Raw genomic sequence first — 26,018 nt, forward strand, 5'->3', positions numbered from 1 at the left:
GACCCTAACCATTACTGTGTTTTAGCTTGGACGGCTTAAATCCGCTTAAAAACTAGGGAGCCATTGGTGCCCCCAAAGCCAAATGAATTCGACAGCGCAATGTCTATTTTCATCTCGCGCGCGACGTTGGCACAGATATCTAAATCGCACTGCGGGTCTTGATTAAAAACATTGATCGTCGGTGGCGCGATCTGATGCTTAAGTGCGAGCACCGTAAAGACGGCTTCAATACCCCCAGCGGCACCGAGCAAATGACCGGTCATGGATTTGGTCGAACTGACCACGACTTTTTTTGCATGGTCAGTCAAGGCGCGTTTAATGGCAATTGTCTCGCTTAGATCACCGAGCGGCGTTGAAGTGCCATGCGCATTAATATAATCGATTTGGCCAACGTTAATTTCAGCATTTTTCAGGGCATTGAGCATACAACGATATGCGCCATCGCCATCTGAGCAGGGTGCCGTCATATGGTAAGCATCTGCACTACGACCATAGCCGATCATTTCGCAGTAAATCTTCGCGCCGCGCGCTTTGGCATGTTCATATTCTTCGAGGACCAGCACACCCGCCCCTTCGCCCAGCACAAAACCATCGCGATCTTGATCCCAAGGACGGCTGGCCGTGGCTGGATCGTCATTGCGTTGTGACAAAGCACGCGCAGCAGCAAAACCACCCACCCCAAGCGGCGAAACCGTGGCTTCAGCACCACCCGCGATCATCACATCGACATCGCCATATTCGATCATACGCATGGCTTCACCGATCGAATGCGTACCTGTGGTACAGGCGGTAGAGATCGCCAGGTTAGGGCCTTTCAGGCCGAAGTGAATCGATAAATGCCCGGAGATCATATTAATAATCGAGGCGGGCACAAAAAATGGCGAAATCCGGCGCGGGCCACGATTGATTAATTCGGTTTGCGTTTGCTCAATCGACGGCAAACCGCCGATGCCTGAGCCAACAATCACGCCGATACGCTCGGCATTAGCCTGGTTGACTTCAAGACCGCTGTCTTGCATGGCTTGGATACCGGCGGCTAGCCCGTAATGGATAAAGGTATCCATATGACGCGCTTCTTTACTCGAAATATAGTGCTCAATTTCGAAGCCTTTTACCTCGCCGGCAAATCGAGTCGATAGATTAGAGGCATCGAATTTGGTCACAGTAGCAATACCGGACTGACCCGCCACTAAATTAGCCCAGCCTGCGGCAACTGTATTACCGACTGGCGAGATGTGTCCTAGACCTGTTACAACAATACGGCGACTCACGTTACCCTCTTTCATCACATAACAACAAAAAAGCCACAGAGTTCACAGAGAAAACCTCTGCGAGCTCTGTGGCCCACTTAAACCAATGTAAGGTGATTAAGCCTTAACGTTGGCACGTGCGTAATCAACTGCTTGCTGCACCGTAGTAATCGATTCAGCTTCCTCGTCAGGAATTTCCATACCGAATTCATCTTCAAGGGCCATGACGAGCTCGACTGTATCTAGCGAATCAGCCCCAAGATCATCAACAAATGATGCTTCATTTTTGATTTCAGCTTCGGCAACGCCAAGTTGTTCGGCTACAATTTTCTTGACACGTTCTTCAATATTGTCCATTCAGACCCCTCCGGGATAAGTTTATAAAGTTTCGAGTGCGCGCATTCTATCAGGTTTAAACAACAAATTATCACTTTGACAATATGGGTTGAATAACGCGCGGAATCAGGTTATACGAAATACAAAAGATGAATTAAGCCATAAACATCCCACCATTTACATGCAAAGTGGTTCCAGTAATATATGCCGCCCGCGCAGAGGCCAGGAAAGCGACCGCATGAGCGATATCTTCCGGACTACCAAAGCGCCCAAGCGGGATCTGCGATTTGATTGCGGTTTGCTGTTCGGCAGGCAGAACGTTGGTCATATCGGTCTCGATAAATCCAGGCGCGATACAATTCACGGTGATGCCACGGCTGCCAACCTCACGTGCCAGTGCTCGTGTCATGCCCGCAACGCCGGCTTTGGCCGCTGCATAGTTCACTTGCCCTGCGCTGCCCACCGACCCCACCACGGAGGTGATGTTGATAATGCGCCCGCTACGGGCTTTGATCATCGGCCGCAGGACTGCACGCGATAGGCGGAAGACGGCTTTTAAGTTGGTATTGAGCACATCATCCCACTCATCCTCTTTCATCCGCAAGATCAGTTGATCTCGCGTGATGCCTGCGTTATTGACTAGAATCTGCGGTGCACCGAATTCTTTAGTCAAGTCTTCGATACGCTGATCTAGCGCGGGGTCATTCACGTCCAGCACAATACCACGGCCAGCAAAGCCAGACTCCGCTAAAGCTGCGGTAATCGAAGCCGCGCCCTCGGCGCTGGTTGCGCTACCAATCACCGTGGCGCCAGCACGCGCCAATTCAAGCGCTAGCGCACGGCCAATGCCACGAGAGGCGCCTGTCACCAGCGCGATTTGTTGATCCAGTATTTTTTCCATTGAGTCTCTATTTTTCAACAAAATAAAGCTGCTAACGCAATAGCAGCAAAGCCTCGTCGAGCGATGCAGTATCACATAAAGCTGCGCTCACGAGCGTACTATCAATGCGTTTTGTTAAACCAGTTAGAACCTTGCCAGGGCCACATTCTACAATATGCGTCATGCCGGCATGCGCAATCGCTTGAATTGACTCAACCCAACGTACAGGCCCAGCGGCTTGTCGAGCTAGCGCATTTTTAATCTCCGCTGGCTCAAACGCCATTGCAACATCAATATTATTGACGACCGGAATCTGCGGCGGGCGCACTTCAACCTGTGACAAATAGTCACGCAATTGATCCGCAGCGGGCTGTAGTAAAGATGAGTGAAACGGCGCCGATACTGGCAACAGCAACGCACGCTTCGCCCCTTTAGCTTTGGCTAATTCGCAAGCAGCTTCAACCGCCGCCTTATGTCCTGCGATCACGATTTGCGCCGGCGCGTTGAAATTGACCGGCTCTACCACGCCAGCCGCACTTGCTGCAACACAGACTGCGCTCACCGCAGCAGCGTCCAGGCCGAGGATAGCAGCCATGCCGCCCACCCCTACCGGCACTGCTGCTTGCATTACTTGCGCGCGAAAGCGCACCAACGACACAGCGTCGCTAAAGGTCAAGGCGCCGGCTACCACCAACGCCGTATACTCACCCAGGCTATGGCCTGCGGCCATAGCCGGCACAGGCCCCCCTACGCTAGACCAGGCGCGATAAACGGCATAAGCCGCGGTCAACATAGCTGGCTGCGTGTGGGTGGTGAGATTTAACGTATCAACCGGACCCTCAGCAATCAATTTGCCGATATCCTGATTCAATGCGTCGGACGCTTCTTGCAACGTCTCACGCACCACGGGCCAATCGGCAAAGCTCCCAAGCATGCCCACTGACTGCGAGCCTTGGCCGGGAAATACAAAGGCAAATTTCATCTTATTTTAAATCCTGACTCAATCAAAAACGAATAACCGAAGCGCCCCAAGTAAAACCGCCGCCAACGCCTTCGATCAAAATGTGATGGCCTCGTTTGATACGGCCATCCCGCACCGCCTGATCCAAGGCAAGCGGAATTGAAGCCGCAGAAGTATTGCCATGCTGATCGACAGTGACCACCATGCGCTCAAATGGTAAGCCAAGCTTACGGCAGGTACCTTGCATAATGCGGATATTGGCTTGATGAGGAATCAACCAGTCAAGGTCCGCCGGCGACAACTGCGCCTTAGCAAGGGCCTCAAGGGCAACCTTTTCAAGCACATTGACCGCCAACTTAAGAACCGCCTGCCCATCCATATGTAAAAACGCATTACCCGCAATCGCGCCGGCATTTACCCGACCTGGCACACAGAGAATATCCGCATGACCGCCATCTGCATGGAGCGCGCTGGCCAAAATACCTGGCTCCTCAGAAGCGCGCAGGACAACGGCGCCGGCGCCATCGCCAAAGAGCACACACGTTGAACGGTCATTAAAATCCAGTAAGCGCGAAAAAGTTTCTGCCCCGACCACCAATACCGTACGATATGTGCCGCTGCGGATAAACTGATCGGCTACCGTTAATGCATATGCAAAGCCAGAGCACACTGCCTGCACATCAAATGCGGCACAGTTATTGCGAATGCCCAGCTTGTTTTGCAACAAACAAGCCGTGCTTGGAAAAATGCAATCCGGCGTTGAGGTCGCAACCAGAATTAAATCGACTGTTTGTGGATCAACCCCAGCAGCTTCCAGCGCCTGTTGAGAGGCGATCAACGCCAGATCACTGGTATTTTGCTCAGCATTCACAAAATGCCGAGCACGGATGCCGGTGCGCGTGAAGATCCACTCATCGCTGGTTTCAATGCCACGCGTCGCTAGTTGGCTAGCTAACTCTTCGTTAGTGACACGCGTTGGCGGTAAACAACTGCCCGTGCCAATAATGCGGGAATAAAGATTTGTGTGTGTCATTATGATTTGGATACAACTGTTTCTAGCTGCGTTCTGTGTCCATTATGAACTACAGTTTGGCTCGCTTCATAGCCTACTGCAGAAGATAGATTCGTGCCCTCAGTCGATCGATCGCTTGCACCTGCCTGATTGGCCTGATGATCCGTTGGTGCGATGCACTCGTCGCGGCCAAGATTGTTTTCCTCGATGGCGCGCTCAAGACGCTCTTGCAGATTATTTTTAATCGCATCATAACCGCGTTTAATCGCCCATTTAAAAGCATAGACATCCGCTGAACCATGGCTTTTGATGACTAAACCGCGCAGGCCAAGCAGCGCTGCCCCATTATAGCGCCGGTGATCAACTCGGCGTTTAAGGCGTGAGAGCACAGGCCAAGCCAAGCACGCCATCAATTTACTTAACCATGAGCGTGAAAATTCTTCTTTAATGATGCTATTGAGCATCTGCGCCAGCCCTTCGGAGGTTTTCAGCGCGACATTACCGGCAAAACCATCGCAGACAATCACATCCGTGGTGCCTTTATAGATATCATTGCCTTCTACATTGCCATAAAAATTGAGGGTGCTGGCGCGCAATAATTCGCCCGCGCGCTTAATCGCCCCATTGCCTTTAATCGTTTCTTCGCCAATATTCAGTAAGCCAATCGTAGGTCTTTCTTTGCCTTCAACGGCCGCGACTAGGGCGTGGCCCATTTCAGCAAAGCTTAACAAATGATGGGGCTCGCAATCGACATTCGCCCCTAAGTCCAGCATTGTCGTATAGCCATACTGATTCGGCATGACCGCGGCAATTGCCGGGCGCTCAATGCCGGCAAGCGTCTTAAGCATATAGCGCGAAACCGCCATTAAAGCCCCGGTATTGCCGGCTGAGACACAGGCTTGCGCGTGGCCCTCTTTAATGAGACTGAGCGCCACTCGCATCGATGAATTTTTTTTCTTACGCAACGCGACTTCGATCGAATCATCCATAGCCACAACTTCAGTCGCAGCATGTACGGATAGCCTAGGCTCATTCAGCGCCTTACATTTTTTGAGCTGAGCGCGAATCGAATCTTCCAAGCCGACCAGCAGTAACTCAAGATCGTCATGCGCGCGCAGAAAACTGATCGCGGCAGGAACAGTCACGGACGGGCCATAATCGCCGCCCATACAATCAATGGTGATTTTAATCGTCATACTATTTGACGGCTTTTAATACAAAAGAGCGGCACACGAATGCCGCTCTTGCGCTGAACCGAAAACACTTGTAAGGCTGAAAATCTATCCTCACTGCAGACCAGCGAGCACGCAATAGAACCGCCGGCAACTTTATGCAATGAACCGTTCTTAGTCGTTATTAGACTTAACTACTTGCTTACCACGATAATAGCCGTTTGGGCTTACATGGTGGCGGCGGTGAACCTCACCTGACGTAGGCTCAATCGCCAGCGCCACGCCGCTCAAGAAATCGTGTGAACGATGCATGCCGCGTTTTGACGGCGATTTTTTGTTTTGCTGAACTGCCATGATTCACTCCGTAACTTTGAAAATTTTTCGGATTTTAACATAAGCTAACCGGGTTAGCTTCAATTAGATGTTTGCGCCCCATGTTCTGCGAGAGACTCATGTAGGAATGGACACACCGCATGCTTAGGTACAAGCGGCAAAGAGAGCAACAGTTCTTCATCAATCAGATCGATCAAATCAAAGCGACGCGACCCAACGATCACATCAACCTGCTCATCATTCACCGGCACTGCATCAGCCTGCGCATTGCTTTCTACAACGCGATACCAGATATCAATGGCTAGCTGCTCCTCATAGGGTTCAAGGCAGCGCTGGCATGCAAGCCATAGTTGGCCTTGCAAGGCCAGCCTTAAATAAGATACCGCAACTGCTTTACCGCCGGCGGCCAGCTCCTGGCGTATTTCGCCGGTCACCGTCCAGCGCAACGCCGAATGATGGGCTAGCGTATCTGGCGTAACTTCGTTTAAGATTCGTGGCAGATCCTGCACTAAGACTTCACCGCATGCCTGCTGTTGATTGCGTACAAACGCAAACACATCAAACACACGCGGGTTGTCAAGCGCAGCCGAACTGCTTGGAGATTGACTCATGGATGCGACTCACCAACAATCAGCAGCCTCATGGCGGACACTACCGCTTAAGAAAAGCTAATGAAACTATGAAAAGCCCATCAGCTTATCGATTTTTAATTTTCAAGTCAAACTCTGAATATTTCTTTTTGTATTAACAAACGAATCATGTCCTCTTCGCCAACTCATCACACGCGCTTAATTCTCGCCTCAAGCTCCCCCTACCGCCGCGCCCTGCTTGACAGATTACGGCTCCCATTTGAAATCATTCTGCCCAATCTGGACGAAACGCCTCTGCCCAACGAAACGCCAGCCGCAACTGCCTTACGGCTGGCTGAAGCAAAAGCGCGCACGGTTGCAAATCATGCGCCAAACGCGCTGATCATCGGTGCCGACCAAGTGGCTCTTTGTGAGGGCCAACAGCTTGGCAAGGCCGGCACTCATAGCAAAGCGCTGATCCAACTACAATCTATGCGTGGCCGCATGGTTGAATTTCATAGCGCCCTGTGCGTTTATGATGCCCCGCGAGAGATCATGCAAAGCGCCGACATTATCACGCGTGTGCGAGTTCGCAACTTACCTGATGATGAACTGGATGCTTATTTGCGTTTAGAACAACCCTATGATGTTGCCGGTAGCGCAAAAGCGGAAGGACTTGGCATTGCTCTGCTTGAATCGGTTGAGAGCAATGACCCGACCGCCTTGATCGGCTTACCGTTGATTGAATTAACCCGCATGCTACGCGTCGCGGGTCTTAAACTCTTTGAGATGCAATGACAGGTATACTTTATTTAGTCCCCAATACGCTTGGCACAGGGGATGCCGACTCGCTCGCGGCGGTACTGCCACAAGGAGTTTGCGCACAAGCCGCTCAGCTAACCTATTACATCGGTGAAAATGCCAAGGCAACCCGCGCATTTTTGAAAAGAGTCGGTACCGAACACGCGATTCAAAATATTGAAATTCGTGAATTGAACGTGCATACCCCCGCCGCCCAAATTCATGCATTGCTAGCGCCGATTGTCGCCGGCACAGATGGTGGTTTAGTCTCTGACGCCGGTTGCCCAGCCGTGGCTGACCCTGGTGCGTTACTGGTGCGCTATGCTCATCAATGTGGTGTACGCGTTGTGCCATTGGTTGGGCCTAGCTCGATTTTGCTTGCCTTAATGGCATCTGGCTTGAATGGGCAAAGCTTTGCTTTTCATGGATATTTACCAGTCAATGCCAATGAGCGCGTGCGCGCTTTGCAGGCCCTTGAGAAACAATCGCGCGAGACCCAGCAAACCCAAATTTTTATTGAAACGCCTTATCGTAATCAGGCTTTATTGGATGCGCTGCTGACACACTGTTCAGCATCAACCCAGCTATGTGTCGCAGTGGATTTGACCTTACCGAGCGAGTGTATTGTCAGTCGTACCGTGAGCCAGTGGCAGAGCAATTTGATTGATGTGTGTAAACGGCCGGCTATTTTCTTAATGCTGGGCTCATAAAACAGAACCGCAGAATATATATGCAGTCAATATTCTGCGGTTCCGGCTGAACCCTCCTTGACGCCTCTCCTCCTCCACTCTGGAGCCATCAATCCGCTACAGCTAATGCCATCATAGGCGACTCCTGTCCCAATGGAGAAACTCCTTTTACTTAATCTATCATTAGTCTCTATAGACGAAGGCTTGCTTATCTGGTGACAAACCTATCACCGATAAATAAAGCGTCAATTGCTGTGCCCTGAAATGTTTTTATGGCATCGGATGGGGTGCAAACAATCGGCTCGCTGTCGTTGAATGAGGTATTCAGCACGAGCGGCACTCCCGTTTTATCAAAAAAATGCGAGATCAATGCATGGAACTCCGGATTGCTCTCTTTGCGCACCATTTGAACCCGGGCTGAATCATCTTTGTGTAATATCGCGGGGATCATTTTTCGACGATCCTGTTTCGCTGGACAGGTGAAAAGCATATATTGGTGGCTCAAAGAGTCTTGTCCCAACTCAAACCAGTCAGCTGCCTCTTCGGCCAACACGCTCGGCGCAAAAGGACGAAATTCTTCGCGGTGTTTAACCTTTACATTTAGCACTTCGCGGATTAACGGATTGCGTGGATCCGCTAGCAATGAACGATTGCCAAGCGCACGTGGGCCGAATTCCATCCGACCTTGGAACCAGGCAACAATCTTGCCATCGGCGATCATATTCGCTACGTCGTGTGCGGGATTGTTGGACTGCTTTGCCTGCAGACCAGCCTCCTGAAACGCTTTCACAATATCAACATCTGAGAATTTCGGGCCAAGATAGGGATTACTATCCACATGCAATAAGCGTATATCGGAGTGAGAATAATAATGGTGAAGTGCCGCTCCAACCGCCGTCCCAGAATCATGCGGAGCAGTAGGGATATAGATATTTGAGAATATCCCGCTGTCTTTAAGCACCGAATTGCTTACGCAGTTTAGTGCTACGCCACCCGCATAACATAGATTATCTGCCCCTGACAGCGCGCGAAGCTCACGGGCCAGGCCGAGTATTGCTTGATCGGTCGCCTCTTGCAGCGCGGCAGCAAGATCGTAATGACGGTCCGTAATCGGCTCATGATCCGAACGAGCTACGCCGAATAATTTCTCGAGTTGACCGAAATCTGGCAGACGAAAACATGCAATCGCCGGATCAACCTGATATCGACCTTCGTTCAGATGCAAAAGCTTTTGGAAGTCTTCTCTAAAGACAGCCGGATCTCCATAAGCTGCCAAGCCCATGACTTTGCACGCATCATATTCTGAAAACCCTAAATATTTACTGAGCTTCTCCCACAAAAATCCGAGTGAATGCGGGTAATAGATTTGATCTAGGGTTGCAATGTGCGTCCCTTTCCCGTGCGCAAACAATGTACATCCGGCTTCGCCAATGCCATCAACAACTAGGATTGCGGCCTGGTCAAAGCCAGATGGGTAAAAACTGGAAGCTGCATGGGCGATGTGATGAGGCACAAATGAAAATTGATCACCAAAGTGTCGACCCAAGAATTGATCTATTGCTTTAGGGATTTGGCGAAGTTCAGAGAGAAATATTTTTTCACCCTCAGCACTTCCCCAATCACCTGGCTGGCTTAATGAATCGAGCTCAAATTCTTGCTGCCTCATGGAGGGATCAAATGAATACGCAACCCCATCTAAATCAGCGGCCGTCAAGCCTGCATGAGCAAGACAAAAACGAATACTGTTTTCAGGTAGTTCAGTTGGGCTAGTGACGCTTGCCTCTTTAGCATGTTTTTTTCGTGTGAATCTCTCTTCTTCTACAGCCGCTATGATTTTGCCATCTATGACAAGTGATGCGGATGACTCGTGATAGGCAGAATTAATTCCTAGAATACGCATAATCTTACTTCTCCTCCATTAGAAAATTAAATAATACGAACCTTTAAATAAGCTAAGCTTCCCTAAACAGAATACGCCGATAGAACGCTCGCTTTTTTATGTGCAACGCAAGGGCGCGCTTGTGATCATCAAATCTTCGGCCATGCCAGTCCAACGATGAAGATACGCTGCCATGGCTGCCATCGTCAGCTCCACCAAACGACGACTAGGATGAGAAGCGTGAGAGGAGACGTGAGTTGTCTGACGAAGATGGTGATGCACAGCAGGGGTTTGCGCCGGCTCGGGACAATAGACTGTGAACAACTCCGCTTCTTCTAGACAGCCTAGGGCCGCGCGACAGTACCTAGCCAATGCGAAAATATGCTGTTTCTTTTGATCCATCGTGCAGTTACCTTTCTTCTTGTGTCGGGTGAACCCTCGATACTGCACGAACATTTATTTAGATTATGTCCAGCCTACGCAGACACACCCTGCGCTTGCTAAGTAACGCTCTCCACCTATCTTTACGCTCGATTTTTACGACTGAGGGCGCCCCCTAGTTATTAAAGGGTCAAACAACAGTACTTTTTTAATTTGAAGCTAATTTTCAAATAGCTATAGCAAAGGATTTAACGCTTAACAATACAAAACTTCCGCTTTGCTAGAAACCAATGAATTGAATTGCCCGGTTCTGTAGCCTATAAACCGCCTGCTTTTTGCAGCGTTATGTATAACGTGCATCGATACTACGTACCATACTACGGTGCTGCTGCCTCCCACCTCGAGCAATCAATGCAACGACAGCTGTTCTTGCATCGTCAACGCGCGCACAGCCGAGGCCCCGGCTGACAGCCCAAATTTGCGGGCAAACCGGTCGAACACCCCTTCTTTCACCGTGTAATCAACCAACTTTTCCGCTTTTAAGACATTACGGGCAACCGAGCGCGTATCGCCCAAACCATCTACCAGCCCAAGCTCAATGCTGCGTTGACCGGTCCACACTAGACCCGAGAAAATTTCTGGTATTTCCTTTAAGCGCTTACCGCGGCCCTGGCGGACCACTTCAATAAACTGCTGATGAACCTCATTCAGCAAGCTTTGCATGTATTTCTTTTGCGCATTGTCTGCTGGTAAAAAAGGATCGTTCAGCGCTTTGTTACGGCCAGCGGTTAACAATCGGCGCTCAACGCCGAGCTTATTCATTAAGTTGGTAAAGCCAAAACTATCCATGCGCACCCCGATTGAACCAACAATACTTGCCTTATCAACGAAGATTTTGTCAGCCGCAACAGCAATGTAATACGCGCCCGATGCGCAGATATCATCAACCACAACATAGAGTGGCTTATGCGGATAGCGAGCCCGTAGCCGGCGGATTTCGTCATTGACCATGCCGGCTTGGACTGGACTACCCCCTGGGCTATTCATTTGCAACACCACGCCCGCTGCTTGCTCAGCGGAAAATGCCCGCTCGAGCGCAGCATTCAGGTTGGCTGCATTGCTTTGCTTATCCGCCGCAATTTCGCCTTCAAGCGTAACCAGCGCCGTATGCTTGCCCCCCGCCCCGCCAGCTTTGCCGCTTGAAACAGAAACGGTACGCCATGACATGACGACAAAAATAATTAAAAATGCTAAGCGGAAAAATATCTTCCAGCGCCGTGCCGCCCGTTGTTCATGCACGGCAGCCAGCACGGTTTTTTCGAGTAACTCGCGTTCCCAGGGTAGCGCCACTGGCGCTGCCGTTTCAGCTCTTGCCTTGCCAGAACTAGAGTTGGTAATCGAATTATCGTCAGACATGGTAAAAATGATCGGTTGCAGTTAAAGATAAGTTACGATAGCACACAACCTCACAGAATTAAAAAACTATCATCTAAAACCCTGCTGTTACCTAAAGTAGGCTCGTTTGAGCGAACTCTTTATCAATGGCCGAAACTATAAAATTTTTATGAGGGTTACCGTCGCACTGACAACAATACCGGCCACACTTGCTAGCATTATCCCCATCTTAACGAGTAAGCTCATTTCAAGTTTTTCGAGCTTGATGTCAAAGCGCTGCTCCATGCTCACCATATCTTTACGGACGTCTTGGATTTCGTGTCGCACATCTTGGATTTCATGTCGCACATCCTTAATTTCAGCTTTGACTTCATTGCGCAGTTCATTTATGTCGGCTTTGACTTCATCGCGCAGTTCATTTATTTCACTACGAACCTCTTTAATTTCATGCCGCAACTCTTCTTTAACTGCCTGCAAATCTTCTTTAGTCGGCAGCTCTTGCAAATTGACCGCAAATATCTCCGACAAAACTTCCGCTTCAGCCTCGGCTTGAGCACTCGGAACACCTGCTTCTTTTAAGCGTTTAGAAAATTTTAAAGTATCAAATATAACCATAGCCATCACAAGTCTCCTGAGCCCTTTCAAATCCAACACATGTGCCATTTCCACCCCACACATTAACTTAATTGGTTTAATTATTAACCAAAATTTAAAGGGGTGCAAGTGATTTTTTGTCGCTCATGTGTTTTTTTTGCGGCGGGCTCAATTGCGCAAGAAAGCGCTCGCACTCTTTCGGCAAAGGCGCTTCGAGCGCCAGCACGGCGCCGCTGACGGGGTGTACAAAACTAACCTTATACGCATGCAAAAACATCCGTTTAAGCCCGGGCTTAGCTCCCGCGCGGGCGAGTTGGCGATTCAATGCAAAGTCACCATATTTGTCATCCCCCACAATCGGCGCGGCCAAATGAGCCAGGTGCACACGGATCTGATGCGTACGCCCGGTTTTTAACTCGGCTTCTAGCAATGCATAACCTGTAAAACGCTGAATCAAATTAAATACCGTATGAGCCAATTGACCTTGTTCGTGGATGCACACCCGCCGCTCACCTTCAGGCGTCAGAAATTTATGCAACCGTTCTTTTACAATTTGCCGCGGCGCCTGCCAATCAGCGTGAACACAGGCCAAATAACGTTTATCAACTTTATTATCGCGTAATTGAGCATGCAATGCAGTCAATGCCGAACGTTTTTTAGCCAATAACAAAATACCCGATGTTTCGCGATCAAGTCGATGCACCAATTCGAGAAATTTGAGTTTGGAGTAGGTCTGCCGTAATTGTTCGATGACCCCGAAGGCAATGCCACTGCCACCATGTACCGCCACTCCGGCTGGCTTGTTAATGACCAGGAGACAATCGTCCTCGTACAGCACTGGAAAGTTCGCCACAGGCGCGGTGCTGCCTAAGCGCTGAGTCCCCTCATTATCTTTGTGCGCGATACGCATCGGTGGTAAGCGTATAATATCCCCTATTGCCAATCGATACGCGGTATCTACCCGGCCTTTATTGACTCGCACTTCACCGCTGCGCACAATGCGGTAAATATGGCTTTTGGGTACGCCCTTGCAGATGCGCAGCAGAAAATTGTCGATGCGTTGTCCAGCAGAAGCATCGTCAATTGTGAGCAGTTTGACTGAGTCGGATAATGGGCGCTGCACAGATATTTTGCCTAAGTTATTCATTCTGCATATAATTTGCCTTCAGCAAGTCCGCGTAGAGAGTGAATGTGCCCTCTACCCGTAGATTGCACCCGGCATGAGCATTCAACAGCCCGCCATTTTACTTGGATAACCGGAGGCTGTCGCTTATTTAAGCCGGGCAATATGTTGCACGCACGGATTTTATTTTAGCAAGAACACCCTTATAGGCAAGTTCAGCTAAGAAAAAGTACCGAAAGGCAACGAAGATTTGGTTGAAAAGAATTTTTATTGATTAGCCTTTAGCTTAGCTAGTCAATTGCGAAAATCGATACGACGCTTGGCGCGGAACAGATAAAAACTCAGCGCCAGCGAATTCGCATACGCCCTTACGCCGCTCAAAATAAGAGCCGCCAGGAAGGCAATTCTTTACCAAATCTTCGGCCCTAGCGTGTTTTTAGACACTAAAAGTGTAGCGTGCCATGCTTTGCCACCTAGCGCAAAAATTGGCCCAGCTGCTCCGGAGCCGTTCCATGAAACGCATACTTTTTAACGCCACGCAACGAGAAGAACTCCGTGTGGCCATCGTCGTTGGACAGAAGCTCATCGATATTGATATTGAAACGATTGGCCAAGAACAACGCAAAGGCAATATTTATAAAGGGGTAGTCACGCGGATTGAACCTTCGCTCGAGGCTTGCTTTGTCAACTACGGCGAAGAACGCCACGGCTTTTTACCCTTTAAAGAAGTCGCGCGCCAGTACATGAAAGAAGGGATCGATATGCGCTCGGCGCGGATCCAAGATGTACTGCGTGAGGGGCAAGAACTGATCGTTCAGGTCGAGAAAGAAGAGCGCGGCAATAAAGGCGCCGCTCTGACAACCTTTATTTCGCTTGCCGGCCGTTATTTGGTGCTCATGCCAAATAACCCACGTGGCGGTGGCGTCTCACGTCGCATTGAAGGCGATGAACGCCAAGAGTTGCGCGACATCATGGCGCAACTGCAACTGCCAGATGGCATGAGTATGATCGCCCGCACGGCAGGCATTGGCCGTAATATTGAAGAATTGCAATGGGATCTCAATTATCTGATGCAATTGTGGCGCGCCATTGAGGAAGCGGCCAACGGCATGCAAGGCCCGCTCCTGATTTATCTTGAATCCAGCTTAGTGATCCGGGCAATCCGCGACTACTTCCAGCCAGATATTGGCGAAATCTTGATTGATACGGCAGAGATTGAAGAACAGGCACGCGCCTTCATGGGCATCGTAATGCCCGACAATCTGCATAAGGTCAAGCGTTACCACGACGATGTCCCGCTTTTTTCCCGCTTTCAGATCGAGCACCAAATTGAGACGGCTTATGCACGTACCGTCTCTTTACCTTCTGGCGGCGCGGTCGTCATCGACCATACTGAAGCATTGGTTTCAATTGACGTCAATTCCGCCCGCTCAACGAAAGGTGCTGACATTGAAGAAACGGCGCTGCGCACCAACTTGGAGGCCGCGGATGAGGTTGCACGTCAACTCAGACTACGAGACCTAGGCGGGTTGATCGTTATCGATTTTATCGATATGGAGTCAACCAAAAATCAGCGTGAAGTCGAGCAGCGCCTAAAAGACGCACTAAAACATGACCGGGCGCGCGTGCAGATGAGCAAGATCTCGCGCTTTGGGCTGATGGAACTCTCCCGCCAGCGACTACGCCCGGCCTTGTCTGAAGGCAGCCACGTCACATGTCCGCGCTGTAATGGTACTGGCCATATTCGTAATGCTGAATCTTCAGCGTTGCAGATATTGCGTATCATCCAAGAAGAAGCCATGAAAGAAAACACCGCGGCCATTCATTGCCAGGTGCCAGTCGAAGTAGCGGCCTTCTTGCTCAATGAAAAACGGCAGGAAATCAACAAAATTGAAAGCCGCTTTAAAGTTGGGATCATTTTAATCCCTAACAAATATCTCGAAACTCCGCACTATAAGCTGGAAAGATTGCGTCACGACGACCCTCAGATGGATGAGGTGCATGTCAGCCACCGGATGGCCGAAAAAGCAGCTCTTGAGATGGAAATGGAAATGGGCTACAGCAAGCGTACTGAAGAGACCCGCCCCAAACAGGAGGCAGCCGTTAAGGGGATTTCGCCTGAGCGGCCTGCGCCACGCAGCAAACCCGGCCGTACAGCTGGAGCACACGCACTAGAGATAAAAGACACGGGTTTATTCAATTGGTTTAAGCGCTGGTTTAGTTCTGCATCAGCAGACTTGCCAGCTGCCGCCGACAAACCCACAGCGCAACAAACACGCACCGCAAATGCTGCCGCTGAGAGCGCTGCGAATCAAGGTAGCGGACACGAACGTAATCAAGGCGGCCGCTCGCGCCGCGGTAGCAACTCTAACCGTACCGGCGAGCATAGCAGTGGCCGTACGCCGCGTAGCAGTTCACGTACTGCGCAAGCGGAAACTCCCGACTCTACAGCTACAGCCCAGGAGCATAGCGAACGTCAAGAGCGCGGTGGACGTCAAGAACGTGGTGAGCGTCAAGAACGTGGCGAACGTCAAGAGCGCGGCGAACGTCAAGAGCGCGGTGAGCGTCAAGAACGTGGCGAACGTCAAGAGGGCGGTGAACGTCAAGAACGCGGCAGACGTCAAGAACGGACCGGACGCCAGGATCCTAAACGAGCACAAACTGCTGCTACCGCTAATCAGGTTGTCGGCTCGCCCCCACTTGATGCGCCAACAGACCATTCCCAAGCACATAGGACTCATGAATTTGCCGAATCCTCAACGGCACAGCCAAGTCACACGCCGGCGTTCGTTCCACACACTACTGTGGCCCCCGAAGGCGAAGAACGCCGTCGCCGCCGGCGTGGACGTCGCGGTGGGCGCCGTGAACGCGATGACACACATGTTCGCACCTCAGATGCAGGCTCTACTGAAGTTGCCAGCACCGTGTCCGTGGAGCAAGCGACAGACTATGCGCCCTCCTCGCAGACTCAACCGCAGCAATCTGTGCAACCACAGTTAGAGAGTACGCAGTCAAGCAATCAATCGAGTAGGCCTGCCGTCGCCCCATTACCTGAAATCGCCGTGGCTTCTAGTCAACCGGCTTTTAAGGATGCTCATCCGGTGCAAGCTATCAGCCGCCCTGCTGCAGCTAGGCCCGCGCCTGAGGTGGTGTCAACCTCGAAAATGCTTGAGTCCACAGGCCTTGTCCTAGTCAATACAGATAGCAACAAACTGCGTAGCGCCGATGAAGCAAGCGCCTCAACCACTAAGTCCCGGCATGTCGGCCGCGAACGTAAACGCTTGCCGTCAACAGACGCGGCCCCGATACAACAAGTTGAGACCTCAAAAACGTCAGATACAAGTCAGGAATGAGAGGGTTGAAATAAGTAGTGAATCCCAGCCTAGTGCAGAATACGGCTAGGCTGGGTTTTTTACATTCTTATAATTCCTCATAAAAACGCATAAAATACTTAATCTTGTGTTTAAAAATCTTCCATACGCTCGCAAATGACCAAACGCCTTTCTCCGGATGCCGAAAAACTCGTCGGCTTATGCCTTGCATCTTATGCGTCAGGCAGCCGCACTGAAGACCTTTTTTGGGAAGCTCAAACCGATATCCTCTTGTCAAAAATTCTGCGTAATGGGAATCAAGTTATCCTCGATACCGTGCTTGATCATCTGCAGCAGAATCATCCAGGTGCGTACGGTGTTTTAGCCGATATTGCCGATGCCCACAGCGAATCGTTCACGCTCTCGCATCAGGATCACAACTGGGACGCCGTACTCATCGCGGCGCCCGTGTTAGCCTGGACGCGCTACACGATACCCTCTGGCCCGCTCAAACCCGATGCAGTCAATGCGCTCCAGACTCATTTGCAAGCCCATATACTAGCCAGTGGTGCCCGGCTAGCAATGGCCCCTTATTTATACAGTATCGATCAGCTGCCACAGCAACATATTGAGACCTATCGACTTACCCAACAGTTGGCTCAAGCCGCGATTGAGCAGCGCCCAGTTCAACTGCAACCTAATCTCCGAGAGTTGCCGGAAACTTCTGCAGTCCTTGCGGACCCCCGCTTTCTATTAGCGGTTGCCGTTGCCCCCAAGACTCATGCCCTCTTTCGCTGGCAAGAAGAAGAAAACGGCGTCCGCATCGAGCGTCATGATTGTCTTAAGCAGTGGGCCGTCCAAGGGGGGGCGAATTTCACACAGGTATTACCTGGTTGTGAATTGGAATGCCTCTTGCCTGATGCTTACCATTCAGCCTGCCGCAATGCAGACGAACAAATTCGGCCGCATACTTTGCGCACCGCGATACGCTATCTGAACGATACCCTCGCGCCCAATGCCAACGGGCTGCGCGCCGTTATCGCGGGCTTTGGCGAACACCGCATTGATGAATACCGCATTGGTTTTACCCAGCGAGGCGATAATACTGTGCTGTATGGCATTGTCTGGCCGCTTTACGGTCACGAAGATATTGCTGCGCTGGCGGCCGAACAAGATGAAACGGCGAATAGCCCACTTGAAGATATTGTCGCGCTCTTAAAAGCCGCGAATATCCTTGATATCCGCCGCCATGCGGGCCGCTTTGAACCTGAGTACTGCGAAGATTGTAATGGCCCGCTTTATGCCAACCCGCTTGGCGAAATCGTTCATGCAGAAATGCCTGCAGATATCGAACCCGCGCAGCCACATTTTCATTAAATTTTTAGGCGTCGCCCACGGCTGGCCGCGATCCAAAATTATGCCTTTTGGATAGGAGGCAAACATCCAGAAAATTTGTCAAGATACGCCCTAGGTTGCAATCTATCGATTGCAACCATCTTGACACTTGAAAACCGGGCTTTTACAGCACAATCACCGTTAGCAATATTAAATTGGAGGGGGCATTCCAATGAAATTCTTTGTTTTAAACGACCAACCCGAACGGCGCGAGGGCCTCAAAGCACTGCTGCGTCAAATTGATCGCCGCGCTAACTTTTCCGAAGCAAAAGACTGGCGACAGGCAAGCCATCGATTAAAACGCGATTTACATGATTTATTTGTGATTGATTGGCAACTGCGTTGGATGCGAGTGGCTGATTTATTATGTTTATTACGCGAGCATCCAGCGCTACCCGTGGCGATTTTAACAGACGACACCACGCGTGCCACGGTCAATGCACTCCTGCATGTGGGGGTGCTCGGGATCATTCCACGTAGTCTGAATCCACACCTGATTTTACGCATCTTTGAACTGGTTCTGCTAGGCGGACATTACGTCCCCGTATGCGCGTTGAACCCTACTTTATCCAGCGCCTTCCGAGTACCTGCTAGCTGCAGCGAGCTGCCAGCTGCACCTAAACCTCTACCGCGCAATACGCCGGTAAAGCTTTCGCCGCGCCAGCATCAAATTATGCGTCTGTTAATTATGGGTAATACCAATAAAGTGATTGCGCGGGCTCTCAATATCAGCGAAGGCACCGTCAAAATTCATTTAACTAGCATCTTTAAAATGCTAGGCGCCACCAATCGAGCAGCAGCGGTAGCCATTTATAATGGCTGGCAATTCCAGACCCTAGAGGTGCTGCACAATACTGCGCAGACGATCGAGCCTAACGCTATCCACGATCTATGCTCGCCGATTCCACTGAGGCAGTCTAAGCTAGCCCAAGCCCCAGCCGCGACATCAGAAAATGGGCCTGCGCTACTGATTGCAGCGCAAACAACCGCCCCTTACAATGCGCTAGAGACGCAATCCGTCTCGCCACAAAACGCGCCGACCCCGGCTCATGACAACGAGTGAAACCAACCGTGTACGCGTACTTATTTTAGGAACTGCCATTTAACTCAAGCGGGCAAGTGCGCGCCTTTAGCCATTCTCGTGCAGCCCCGCTAACATGGGGCGCAAGCCGTGCATGCACCATGCTATGGTAGTCATTAAGCCAAGTTATGTCGCTAGCATTTAATAGGCTTGGCTCAATACAGCGTGTGTCAATCGGACACAACGTCAGGGTTTCAAATTCGAGGAATTCGCCAAATTCAGTAGGTGGCGCAGAGCGTGTTAACACCAGATTTTCAATCCGTATGCCCCATTGCTCTGGCCGATAAATCCCCGGCTCAATTGAGGTGATCATGCCGGCTTCCATGGCGGTAGTAGGCTCAGCGGCTGCATAATGGGAAATAGCGTGCGGACCTTCATGCACATTCAAAAAATACCCCACGCCATGGCCAGTACCGTGTCCATAGTCCACCCCTGCCGCCCAAATCGGCGCGCGCGCCAGCGCATCTAACATGGGCGCGCGGATAAACCGGGGAAAACGTGCGGCAGACAGCGCGATCATGCCTTTTAAGACGAGCGTAAAATCGTGCTTTTGCGCGGCGCTCGGGATGCCCACAGGCACCACGCGCGTAATATCGGTGGTTCCTCCCCAATACTGTCCGCCTGAATCGATCAACAATAGCCCTTGCCCCGCGATGGTGGCATGCGCCGCCGTTGACGCGCAATAATGCGGCATCGCTCCATTCGCGTTAAAACCTGCAATCGTACTAAAACTGAGCGTCACAAAACCCGGCCGGCGCGCACGCGCAGCACTCAGTTGCTCGTCAACGGTTAACTCGGTAATCTCCTCATGACCGAGCGCTTGCTCAAACCAGGCAAAAAATTCACACAAAGCAGCGCCATCTTGCTCCATCGTCGCACGAATATGCGCCACCTCAAGCTCGCTCTTACGAGATTTAAGTAAGGTAGATGGATTAATCGTTTCGATCAAGCTCACCTGAGCCGGAACATATTTGAGCATCTGATAATTGCTTCGGCGCGGATCGACCAGTAACTTTGCACCAGTTGGCAGGCACGCCAATGCTGCGGCAGCCTGCTCATACGGCGCCAGAGTTACGCCATCGGCGAGCAGAGCGCGCTTGAGTGCCGCCGGCACTTTGCCGGGGGCAATAAATAAGGTTGCAGAACTTGGACCGATCAGGGCATAGGCTACAAACACCGGGTTATAGCTCACATCAGCCCCCCGCAGATTAAAAATCCACGCGATGTCATCAAGGGTTGATAGCCAATGCCAATCCGCTCCCTGCGCACGGCTTTGCGTCCGTACGCAGGCCAGTTTAGCCGTGCGCGTCATTGAGATATATGGCGCCGGATGCTCAAACACCTCGGCTGTCGGTAAGGCTGGACGATCTCGCCAAATCTCAGCGAATAGATCAAGGTCTGTGCGTAACATAATCTTGCGAGCACTCAATGCGCTTTGCAACGTCGACGCGGCCAAGACGCTGAGTACCAAGCCATCGACACCCACCACGCCACCCGCTGGCACTTGCGTGGCGAGCCAAGCAAAATGCGCGTGTGCTTGACCTGGGACGATTTTCATTAAGGTGATGCCGCTTCCTGCGAGTTGCGTATCGGCTTGACTCCAGTAACGGCTATCCACCCATAAACCAGCGAAGTCTGCAGTCACGACTAAAGTACCAGCCGAGCCTGTAAAACCGGATAACCATGCGCGGCTTTGCCAGTGCATTGGCGGATATTCCGAAAGATGCGGATCAGCCGATGGCACCAGATAGGCATCAAGGCCTGCCCGCTGCATCGCGGCGCGCAATTGCGCAATCCGCTCAACCACAGGGGTGGTGGCTTGCTTAGTTAAATTCATTAAAATTAGCTCCTGTTTGACACGCGCTCGATAAATCAATAAAAAGAATACTGCAGACGAAGAACATAAACATCAAGCAAAAGTTAGAAAAAGTTATAATTGCGTTATTCTTTTTAAAATACTTTCTAATGCAACTGCTTGCCATTGGGGTTAATCATCACACGGCGCCTATCGCCTTGCGCGAGCGGCTGGCTTTTTCGGTTGAGCAGATCAAGCCGGCACTGCAGATGCTGAAATCCGCATGGCTTAAGCGCGAGCATGCGCAAATTAAGCATGGCGTCTCGCCCTCACTGCTGGAAGCTGCGCTCCTCTCGACGTGCAATCGCACCGAAATTTACTGCGTCACACATGGCCAGACGGCACGTGAGCACGCCATTTCTTGGCTGGCAGAATATCATCAATTTCCGGCTGACAAACTCGCTTCTCATATTTACACCTTGCCACAATCCGAGGCAGTCCGCCATGCATTTAGAGTTGCCTCAGGGCTTGATTCGATGGTGTTGGGCGAAACTCAGATTCTTGGGCAATTAAAAGAGGCCGTGCGCACCGCCGCTGAGGCCGGGGTGCTTGGCACTTATTTAAATCAGTTATTCCAGCGCACCTTCGCCGTGGCTAAAGAAGTTCGCGGCCAGACCGAAATTGGTGCTCACTCCATCTCCATGGCGGCGGCTGCAGTGCGGCTTGCGCAGCGCATTTTTGAAGATATCGCTAACCAACGTGTACTGTTCATCGGCGCAGGTGAAATGATCGAGCTCTGCGCCACCCACTTCGCCGCTCATCAGCCGCGTACGCTGGTGATCGCGAATCGCACCCCCGAGCGCGGCAAAAAATTGGCCAACCGCTTAAACGGCCAAGCGATCACTCTGTCAGAACTGCCTGCTCGGTTACATGAATTTGACATCATTGTCTCTTGCACGGCCAGCACCCTGCCGATTATTGGCCTCGGCGCAGTCGAGAGTGCGTTGCGGGCGCGGCGGCGGCGGCCCATCTTTATGGTTGACCTGGCGGTACCACGCGATATTGAACCTGAAGTGATGAAACTACAGGATGTCTTTTTATATACCGTTGACGACCTCGGCGCGATCGTGCGCGAAGGCCATGACTTACGACAAGCTGCCGTCACCCAAGCAGAAGCGATTATTGAAAGCCGGGTGCAGCATTTTATGCAATGGTTAGAAGCGCGTAGTGTCGTACCCGTGATTCGCGCGCTACAAAACCAAGCCGACACCTTCAAGCGCATTGAACTCGAACGCGCGCAAAAAATGCTGGCGCGCGGCGGCGACCCCGCTACCGTACTTGCCGCACTCGCTCAAGCCCTGACGAATAAATTCATGCACGGCCCAATGCAAGCGTTAAATCAGGCGCAAGGCGATAAACGCAAACAGATTACCGAACTGCTGACGCAATTAATTAAGCAAACCAAGGCGAGTGATGGGCCTTGAGGCGACTTGCTCACATATACACGCTAGCAGATTCAGCTCTGCTTGCTTTAGATGCAACTCTACTTGATCTGCGCAATCATTTCTGCAAGCTCAAATCGCTAGGCAACGCTTGCAAATAGGCCGCAATATCGTGCAAATCCCGCTGAGATAGGCCCTGCATTTGCGCAATCATAATTGGATTGTTGCGCCCAAAAAGCGGATTATTGCTGCCGACTTGATATGAGCGCATCGCAAAATAGGCATAGTCAGCATGCTGACCGGCAAGCTTAGGGTATTCAGGAGTGATCGGATGATTCATGCTCAGGCCATGACAAGCGGCGCAGTTGTTACGTTCTACTAACAGCTTGCCATTGGCAATATCGGCAGCATCCGCGCGCACGCTCAGGTGCATTGCACCGATTGCCGCTAGCGCCAACAAAAACTTTTTCATCGTTCTTATCCCGTGTACTTTAAAAGGCACCAAAATTATTTATTTGGATGGTTTGGGCTCAAGCGCTTTTGCGCCGCATAATACTCAGCAATGTCAGCGATATCCTGGTCACTCAGTGAAGCCGCAATCGCATACATGGTTGAATATTTACGGTCGCCATTCTTGTAACCGTGAAGCGCCATTTCAATGTATTTCGCATTCTGTCCACCGAGTATTGGCACCCGATAGACTTCAGGAAAAGCCGTGCGATAGCCGGCAATCCCGTGACAGCCAATACACATTGCCACTTTGTTTTGGCCAGCCTTTGCATTGCCGGTTATTTCGGTCGCAACGGCGTTGGCTGTGGCGGAGGAAAGCAGCACCAACGCAGCCATGGTAAGAGTTTTTTTCATAGGGCCCCAAGCGCAAACTAAAAACCGGGCTATTGTAGCTTGCTTGGCACTTAACCGTCCATATAACAGACGCCGGCATACCTTAACCGCGACAGCTAGCCGTCGAGCGCATCTATTTCTCGATGTCGCACCAAGACCTCCGCTTCACCCAGCAAACGCTGACCCAAAATTTGCGCAATATGGACTGAGCGATGCTGACCGCCGGTACAGCCCACCGCCACGGTTAGATAACTGCGATGATCAGCACGAAAGCGCGGTAGCCAGGTCAGTAGAAAACGCTCAATGTCATCAATAAACATTTGGACCTCAGGCTGCGCGTCCAAAAAATCAGCTACCGGCCGGTCTAGGCCCGTCAATAAACGGAGGCGCTCGTCATAATAGGGGTTGGGTAGCGCGCGCGCGTCAAACACAAAGTCGGCATCAAGCGGCAAGCCCCGTTTAAAGCCAAAGGATTCAAACATTAGCGTCATGCCCACATGCTCATGCTCGATAAATTGCCTGACCCAAGCGCGCAGGGTATGCGCTCGCAGATTACTGGTGTCAATCTGATGACCAAACGAAGCCAGGCTAGAAACCAACTCGCGTTCAGACTCTATGGCATCGGCCAACGAAGTTTGTCCACGAGCGGTATGGTCACTTGAATTTAACGAGAGTGGATGACGCCGCCGAGTTTCCGAAAAACGCTGAATCAGCGCTTGTGTGCTGGCATTTAAAAACAACACATGGACTTCGTGGCGGCCCTGCAAGACATCGACGATAGCGGGCAACTCGGCCAAAGAACTGCCAGAACGCGCATCGATCGCCACCGCGAGTCGCGTATAGCCATCGCGAGCTAAAAAATCGCTTAACTCTAATAGAAAACGGGGTGGTAAATTATCCACACAATAATATCCCGCGTCTTCCAGCGCATTTAGCGCCACTGACTTACCGGAGCCAGAAATACCCGTAATCAGAATAATCCGCATAGCAGAAAGCCGCCTATCGGTTTTCATTCATCGCCGCTCGTTGCTGCTCCATAAAATCCTGCAATGTATTAATCCCGCGCAACTGCAAAATTGTATTACGCACAGCAGCTTCAACCAGTACTGCCAAGTTCCGGCCTGCCGCGACTTGCAAAGTCACTTGGTTAATTGGCAACCCTAAAACATCTATCGCCTGCTTTTCCAGCGGCAGTCGCTGAAACTCCCCATCGGGCCGGCGCACCAGCCGGACCGCGAGCTTTAGCTTCATTTTGCGGCGCACTGCTGTTTCACCAAAAATGGTCTTGATGTCGAGCAGACCCAAACCTCGCACTTCAAGCAAATTTTGCAACAGCGGAGGGCAGCGCCCTTCGATAAAGTCTAAACCCAAACGCGTGAAATCCACCGCATCATCTGCGACCAAACCATGGCCGCGGCTAATTAACTCTAGCCCAAGTTCGCTTTTGCCTAAGCCTGAGTCACCGGTGAGTAGTACCCCCATACCAAGGATGTCGAGAAACACGCCATGCATCGTGATAGAGGGCGCTAGAATACGTGACATATAAAGTCGCAGGCTATCAATCACCGCCGCCGCAGATATCGGCGTTGTAAACAGCGGCGTAGATGAGCGGGTGCAGCGCAGCACCAAATCATCCGAGGCGTCAATGCCCCCCGCCACGACCAGAAACGGCGGCACCAAGGCAATTAATTCAGCCATTTGGCGCTGGCGCTCTTCATCGGATTGACGCGTGTAATACAACATCTCCGCTTCGCCTAGTACTTGAATCCTATTTGGATGAATCAAGTTAAGATGACCCACTAAATCCGCACTTGACGTTGCATGAGCTACGGTTTCGCTTGAGAAACCACGTTCCCAGCCTTCATGGCCGGCGAGCCAACTCAGTTTAAGCGAGGCTGCGTTATCATCGAAAATACTTTGCGCATTAATGCCGTCTGACGAGTTCATAGAGTGATCGGATCGCTATCAGGCGTCCATTGAGTCAGAAAATGACGAATAGCCGCTCTATCTTGCTCATGAGCCAAGGTAGCGCGAGCTTTTTGATCAGAGAGCAACTGCGCAATCTCAGACAGAATATCAAGATGGTGCTGAGTCGCTTGTTCGGGCACCAGTAAAAAAATCAAGAGCGCTACCGGCAACTCATCCGGTGCTTCAAATGGAATCGGCTCAGCGAGTCGAATAAAAGCGGCTAGGGGGTGCTTAAGCCCCGCGATACGCCCATGTGGAATAGCCACTCCCTGGCCCAAGCCGGTCGAGCCTAGCTGCTCGCGGGCAAATAAATTATCGGTAACCACGCTACGCGCGATCCCATGATGATTTTCAAAAATTAAACCGGCTTGCTCAAATACCCGCTTTTTGCTGGTTACAGCCAAATTCAAAACAACATTTTCAAGTGGTAATAGTTTGCTAAGGCGGTTCATTCTATCTGGTGTTTAATGGCTTCATGATGATGATTTTGTATCTTTCCTTTATAGCGAATCACTTGACGGTCAAGTTTATCGATCAGCAAATCGATCGCCGTATAAAGATCGCCCTCTGTGGTTTCAGCAAAAATATCTTTACCCTTTAGTCGCAGTTTAATTTCTGCTTTTTGGCGTTTATTTTTATCTTTATGATTATCGAGCGCTAACACCACTGCGCCATCAATCACATGATCAAAATGACGTGTCACTCTTTCCAATTTATTGACCACGTATTCACGTAATGCAGGCGTAACGTCAAGGTGGTGTCCACTGATTTGCAGATCCATAAAACCTCCGTGTTGAAAATTTAATGC

25 protein-coding genes and 1 pseudogene are annotated in these 26,018 nt (G+C 51.0%); 6 read left to right on the forward strand and 20 right to left on the reverse strand.

Going from position 1 to position 26,018, the window contains the following annotated elements; all coding sequences use genetic code 11:
* Positions 1–35: 35 nt before the first annotated feature.
* From fabF to NQD60_RS07170, 8 genes and pseudogenes are all read right to left on the reverse strand, one after another.
* Positions 36–1,286 carry a beta-ketoacyl-ACP synthase II gene (fabF, locus tag NQD60_RS07135; RefSeq protein WP_257100242.1) on the reverse strand — a complete coding sequence of 417 codons (1,251 nt, stop codon included), beginning with the start codon at positions 1,284–1,286 and terminating at the stop codon, positions 36–38.
* Positions 1,287–1,367: 81 nt separating this feature from the next.
* Positions 1,368–1,607, reverse strand: a complete 240-nt coding sequence (gene acpP / locus NQD60_RS07140; RefSeq protein WP_257100243.1) for an acyl carrier protein — start codon at positions 1,605–1,607, stop codon at positions 1,368–1,370.
* Between the two features lie 133 nt (positions 1,608–1,740).
* Complete coding sequence (fabG, locus tag NQD60_RS07145; RefSeq protein WP_257100244.1) at positions 1,741–2,487, reverse strand: 3-oxoacyl-ACP reductase FabG; 747 nt, start codon at positions 2,485–2,487, stop codon at positions 1,741–1,743.
* Between the two features lie 31 nt (positions 2,488–2,518).
* A complete protein-coding gene (gene fabD, locus NQD60_RS07150) occupies positions 2,519–3,448 on the reverse strand; it encodes an ACP S-malonyltransferase (protein ID WP_257100245.1) in 930 nt (309 codons plus the stop codon).
* 22 nt (positions 3,449–3,470) lie between these two features.
* Positions 3,471–4,460, reverse strand: coding sequence for a beta-ketoacyl-ACP synthase III (locus tag NQD60_RS07155; protein ID WP_257100246.1), 990 nt, complete (start codon positions 4,458–4,460; stop codon positions 3,471–3,473).
* Between the two features lie 176 nt (positions 4,461–4,636).
* Positions 4,637–5,635 (reverse strand): annotated as a pseudogene (plsX, locus tag NQD60_RS07160) (phosphate acyltransferase PlsX); the annotation flags it as partial.
* A 150-nt stretch (positions 5,636–5,785) separates the two neighbouring features.
* Positions 5,786–5,965 (reverse strand): 50S ribosomal protein L32, encoded by a 180-nt coding sequence (rpmF, locus tag NQD60_RS07165; RefSeq protein WP_223691999.1) that lies wholly within the window; start codon positions 5,963–5,965, stop codon positions 5,786–5,788.
* Between the two features lie 59 nt (positions 5,966–6,024).
* A complete protein-coding gene (locus tag NQD60_RS07170) occupies positions 6,025–6,555 on the reverse strand; it encodes a DUF177 domain-containing protein (protein WP_257100247.1) in 531 nt (176 codons plus the stop codon).
* 147 nt (positions 6,556–6,702) lie between these two features.
* Here NQD60_RS07170 and NQD60_RS07175 point away from each other — a divergent pair, with 147 nt between their 5' ends.
* Both NQD60_RS07175 and NQD60_RS07180 read left to right on the forward strand, forming a co-directional pair.
* The gene (locus NQD60_RS07175; RefSeq protein ID WP_257100248.1) at positions 6,703–7,311 is read left to right on the forward strand and encodes a Maf family nucleotide pyrophosphatase; all 609 of its coding nucleotides are present in this window, start codon (positions 6,703–6,705) and stop codon (positions 7,309–7,311) included.
* Positions 7,308–8,024 (forward strand): SAM-dependent methyltransferase, encoded by a 717-nt coding sequence (locus tag NQD60_RS07180; protein ID WP_257100249.1) that lies wholly within the window; start codon positions 7,308–7,310, stop codon positions 8,022–8,024. The genes NQD60_RS07175 and NQD60_RS07180 overlap by 4 nt, the downstream gene beginning before the upstream one ends.
* 187 nt (positions 8,025–8,211) lie before the next feature.
* Here the strand turns inward: NQD60_RS07180 and NQD60_RS07185 are convergent, their stop codons facing one another.
* The 5 genes from NQD60_RS07185 to NQD60_RS07205 form a co-directional block, all read right to left on the reverse strand.
* On the reverse strand, positions 8,212–9,903 hold the full coding sequence (locus tag NQD60_RS07185; RefSeq protein ID WP_257100250.1) for a carbamoyltransferase C-terminal domain-containing protein: 1,692 nt from the start codon (positions 9,901–9,903) through the stop codon (positions 8,212–8,214).
* Positions 9,904–9,999: 96 nt separating this feature from the next.
* Complete coding sequence (locus NQD60_RS07190; RefSeq protein WP_257100251.1) at positions 10,000–10,284, reverse strand: hypothetical protein; 285 nt, start codon at positions 10,282–10,284, stop codon at positions 10,000–10,002.
* 387 nt (positions 10,285–10,671) lie between these two features.
* Positions 10,672–11,679 (reverse strand): S49 family peptidase, encoded by a 1,008-nt coding sequence (locus NQD60_RS07195; RefSeq protein WP_257100252.1) that lies wholly within the window; start codon positions 11,677–11,679, stop codon positions 10,672–10,674.
* 135 nt (positions 11,680–11,814) lie between these two features.
* Positions 11,815–12,321, reverse strand: a complete 507-nt coding sequence (locus NQD60_RS07200; protein ID WP_257100253.1) for a CCDC90 family protein — start codon at positions 12,319–12,321, stop codon at positions 11,815–11,817.
* Between the two features lie 46 nt (positions 12,322–12,367).
* Positions 12,368–13,399, reverse strand: coding sequence for an RluA family pseudouridine synthase (locus tag NQD60_RS07205; protein WP_257100254.1), 1,032 nt, complete (start codon positions 13,397–13,399; stop codon positions 12,368–12,370).
* A 488-nt stretch (positions 13,400–13,887) separates the two neighbouring features.
* On the opposite strand from NQD60_RS07205, the gene NQD60_RS07210 reads away from it, so the two are divergent.
* The 3 genes from NQD60_RS07210 to NQD60_RS07220 all read left to right on the forward strand — a co-directional run bounded on the left by NQD60_RS07210 (position 13,888) and on the right by NQD60_RS07220 (position 19,144).
* Positions 13,888–16,728, forward strand: coding sequence for an Rne/Rng family ribonuclease (locus NQD60_RS07210; RefSeq protein ID WP_257100255.1), 2,841 nt, complete (start codon positions 13,888–13,890; stop codon positions 16,726–16,728).
* Between the two features lie 123 nt (positions 16,729–16,851).
* Positions 16,852–18,063: a DUF2863 family protein gene (locus NQD60_RS07215; protein ID WP_257101290.1), complete on the forward strand. Its 1,212-nt coding sequence runs from the start codon at positions 16,852–16,854 to the stop codon at positions 18,061–18,063.
* Between the two features lie 190 nt (positions 18,064–18,253).
* Positions 18,254–19,144, forward strand: a complete 891-nt coding sequence (locus tag NQD60_RS07220; protein WP_257100256.1) for a response regulator transcription factor — start codon at positions 18,254–18,256, stop codon at positions 19,142–19,144.
* A gap of 25 nt (positions 19,145–19,169) precedes the next feature.
* Here NQD60_RS07220 and NQD60_RS07225 read toward each other — a convergent pair whose 3' ends face one another.
* On the reverse strand, positions 19,170–20,999 hold the full coding sequence (locus NQD60_RS07225) for an aminopeptidase P family protein (RefSeq protein ID WP_257100257.1): 1,830 nt from the start codon (positions 20,997–20,999) through the stop codon (positions 19,170–19,172).
* A gap of 128 nt (positions 21,000–21,127) precedes the next feature.
* Here NQD60_RS07225 and hemA point away from each other — a divergent pair, with 128 nt between their 5' ends.
* Positions 21,128–22,441, forward strand: a complete 1,314-nt coding sequence (gene hemA, locus NQD60_RS07230) for a glutamyl-tRNA reductase (protein WP_257100258.1) — start codon at positions 21,128–21,130, stop codon at positions 22,439–22,441.
* A gap of 76 nt (positions 22,442–22,517) precedes the next feature.
* Here the strand turns inward: hemA and NQD60_RS07235 are convergent, their stop codons facing one another.
* The 6 genes from NQD60_RS07235 to raiA all read right to left on the reverse strand — a co-directional run bounded on the left by NQD60_RS07235 (position 22,518) and on the right by raiA (position 25,991).
* Positions 22,518–22,871 carry a c-type cytochrome gene (locus NQD60_RS07235; RefSeq protein ID WP_257100259.1) on the reverse strand — a complete coding sequence of 118 codons (354 nt, stop codon included), beginning with the start codon at positions 22,869–22,871 and terminating at the stop codon, positions 22,518–22,520.
* A 35-nt stretch (positions 22,872–22,906) separates the two neighbouring features.
* A complete protein-coding gene (locus NQD60_RS07240; protein ID WP_257100260.1) occupies positions 22,907–23,263 on the reverse strand; it encodes a cytochrome c in 357 nt (118 codons plus the stop codon).
* A gap of 95 nt (positions 23,264–23,358) precedes the next feature.
* The gene (rapZ, locus tag NQD60_RS07245) at positions 23,359–24,228 is read right to left on the reverse strand and encodes an RNase adapter RapZ (RefSeq protein ID WP_257101291.1); all 870 of its coding nucleotides are present in this window, start codon (positions 24,226–24,228) and stop codon (positions 23,359–23,361) included.
* A gap of 13 nt (positions 24,229–24,241) precedes the next feature.
* Positions 24,242–25,189: an HPr(Ser) kinase/phosphatase gene (gene hprK, locus NQD60_RS07250; RefSeq protein ID WP_223692036.1), complete on the reverse strand. Its 948-nt coding sequence runs from the start codon at positions 25,187–25,189 to the stop codon at positions 24,242–24,244.
* Entirely contained in the window at positions 25,186–25,662 is a 477-nt protein-coding gene (locus tag NQD60_RS07255) for a PTS sugar transporter subunit IIA (protein ID WP_257100261.1), read from the reverse strand. The genes hprK and NQD60_RS07255 overlap by 4 nt, the downstream gene beginning before the upstream one ends.
* On the reverse strand, positions 25,659–25,991 hold the full coding sequence (gene raiA, locus NQD60_RS07260; RefSeq protein ID WP_223692040.1) for a ribosome-associated translation inhibitor RaiA: 333 nt from the start codon (positions 25,989–25,991) through the stop codon (positions 25,659–25,661). The genes NQD60_RS07255 and raiA overlap by 4 nt, the downstream gene beginning before the upstream one ends.
* Positions 25,992–26,018: the final 27 nt, after the last annotated feature.

The sequence above is a fragment of the Mycoavidus sp. SF9855 genome (assembly GCF_024582735.1).
In the GTDB taxonomy this organism is placed as follows: Bacteria; Pseudomonadota; Gammaproteobacteria; order Burkholderiales; family Burkholderiaceae; genus Mycoavidus.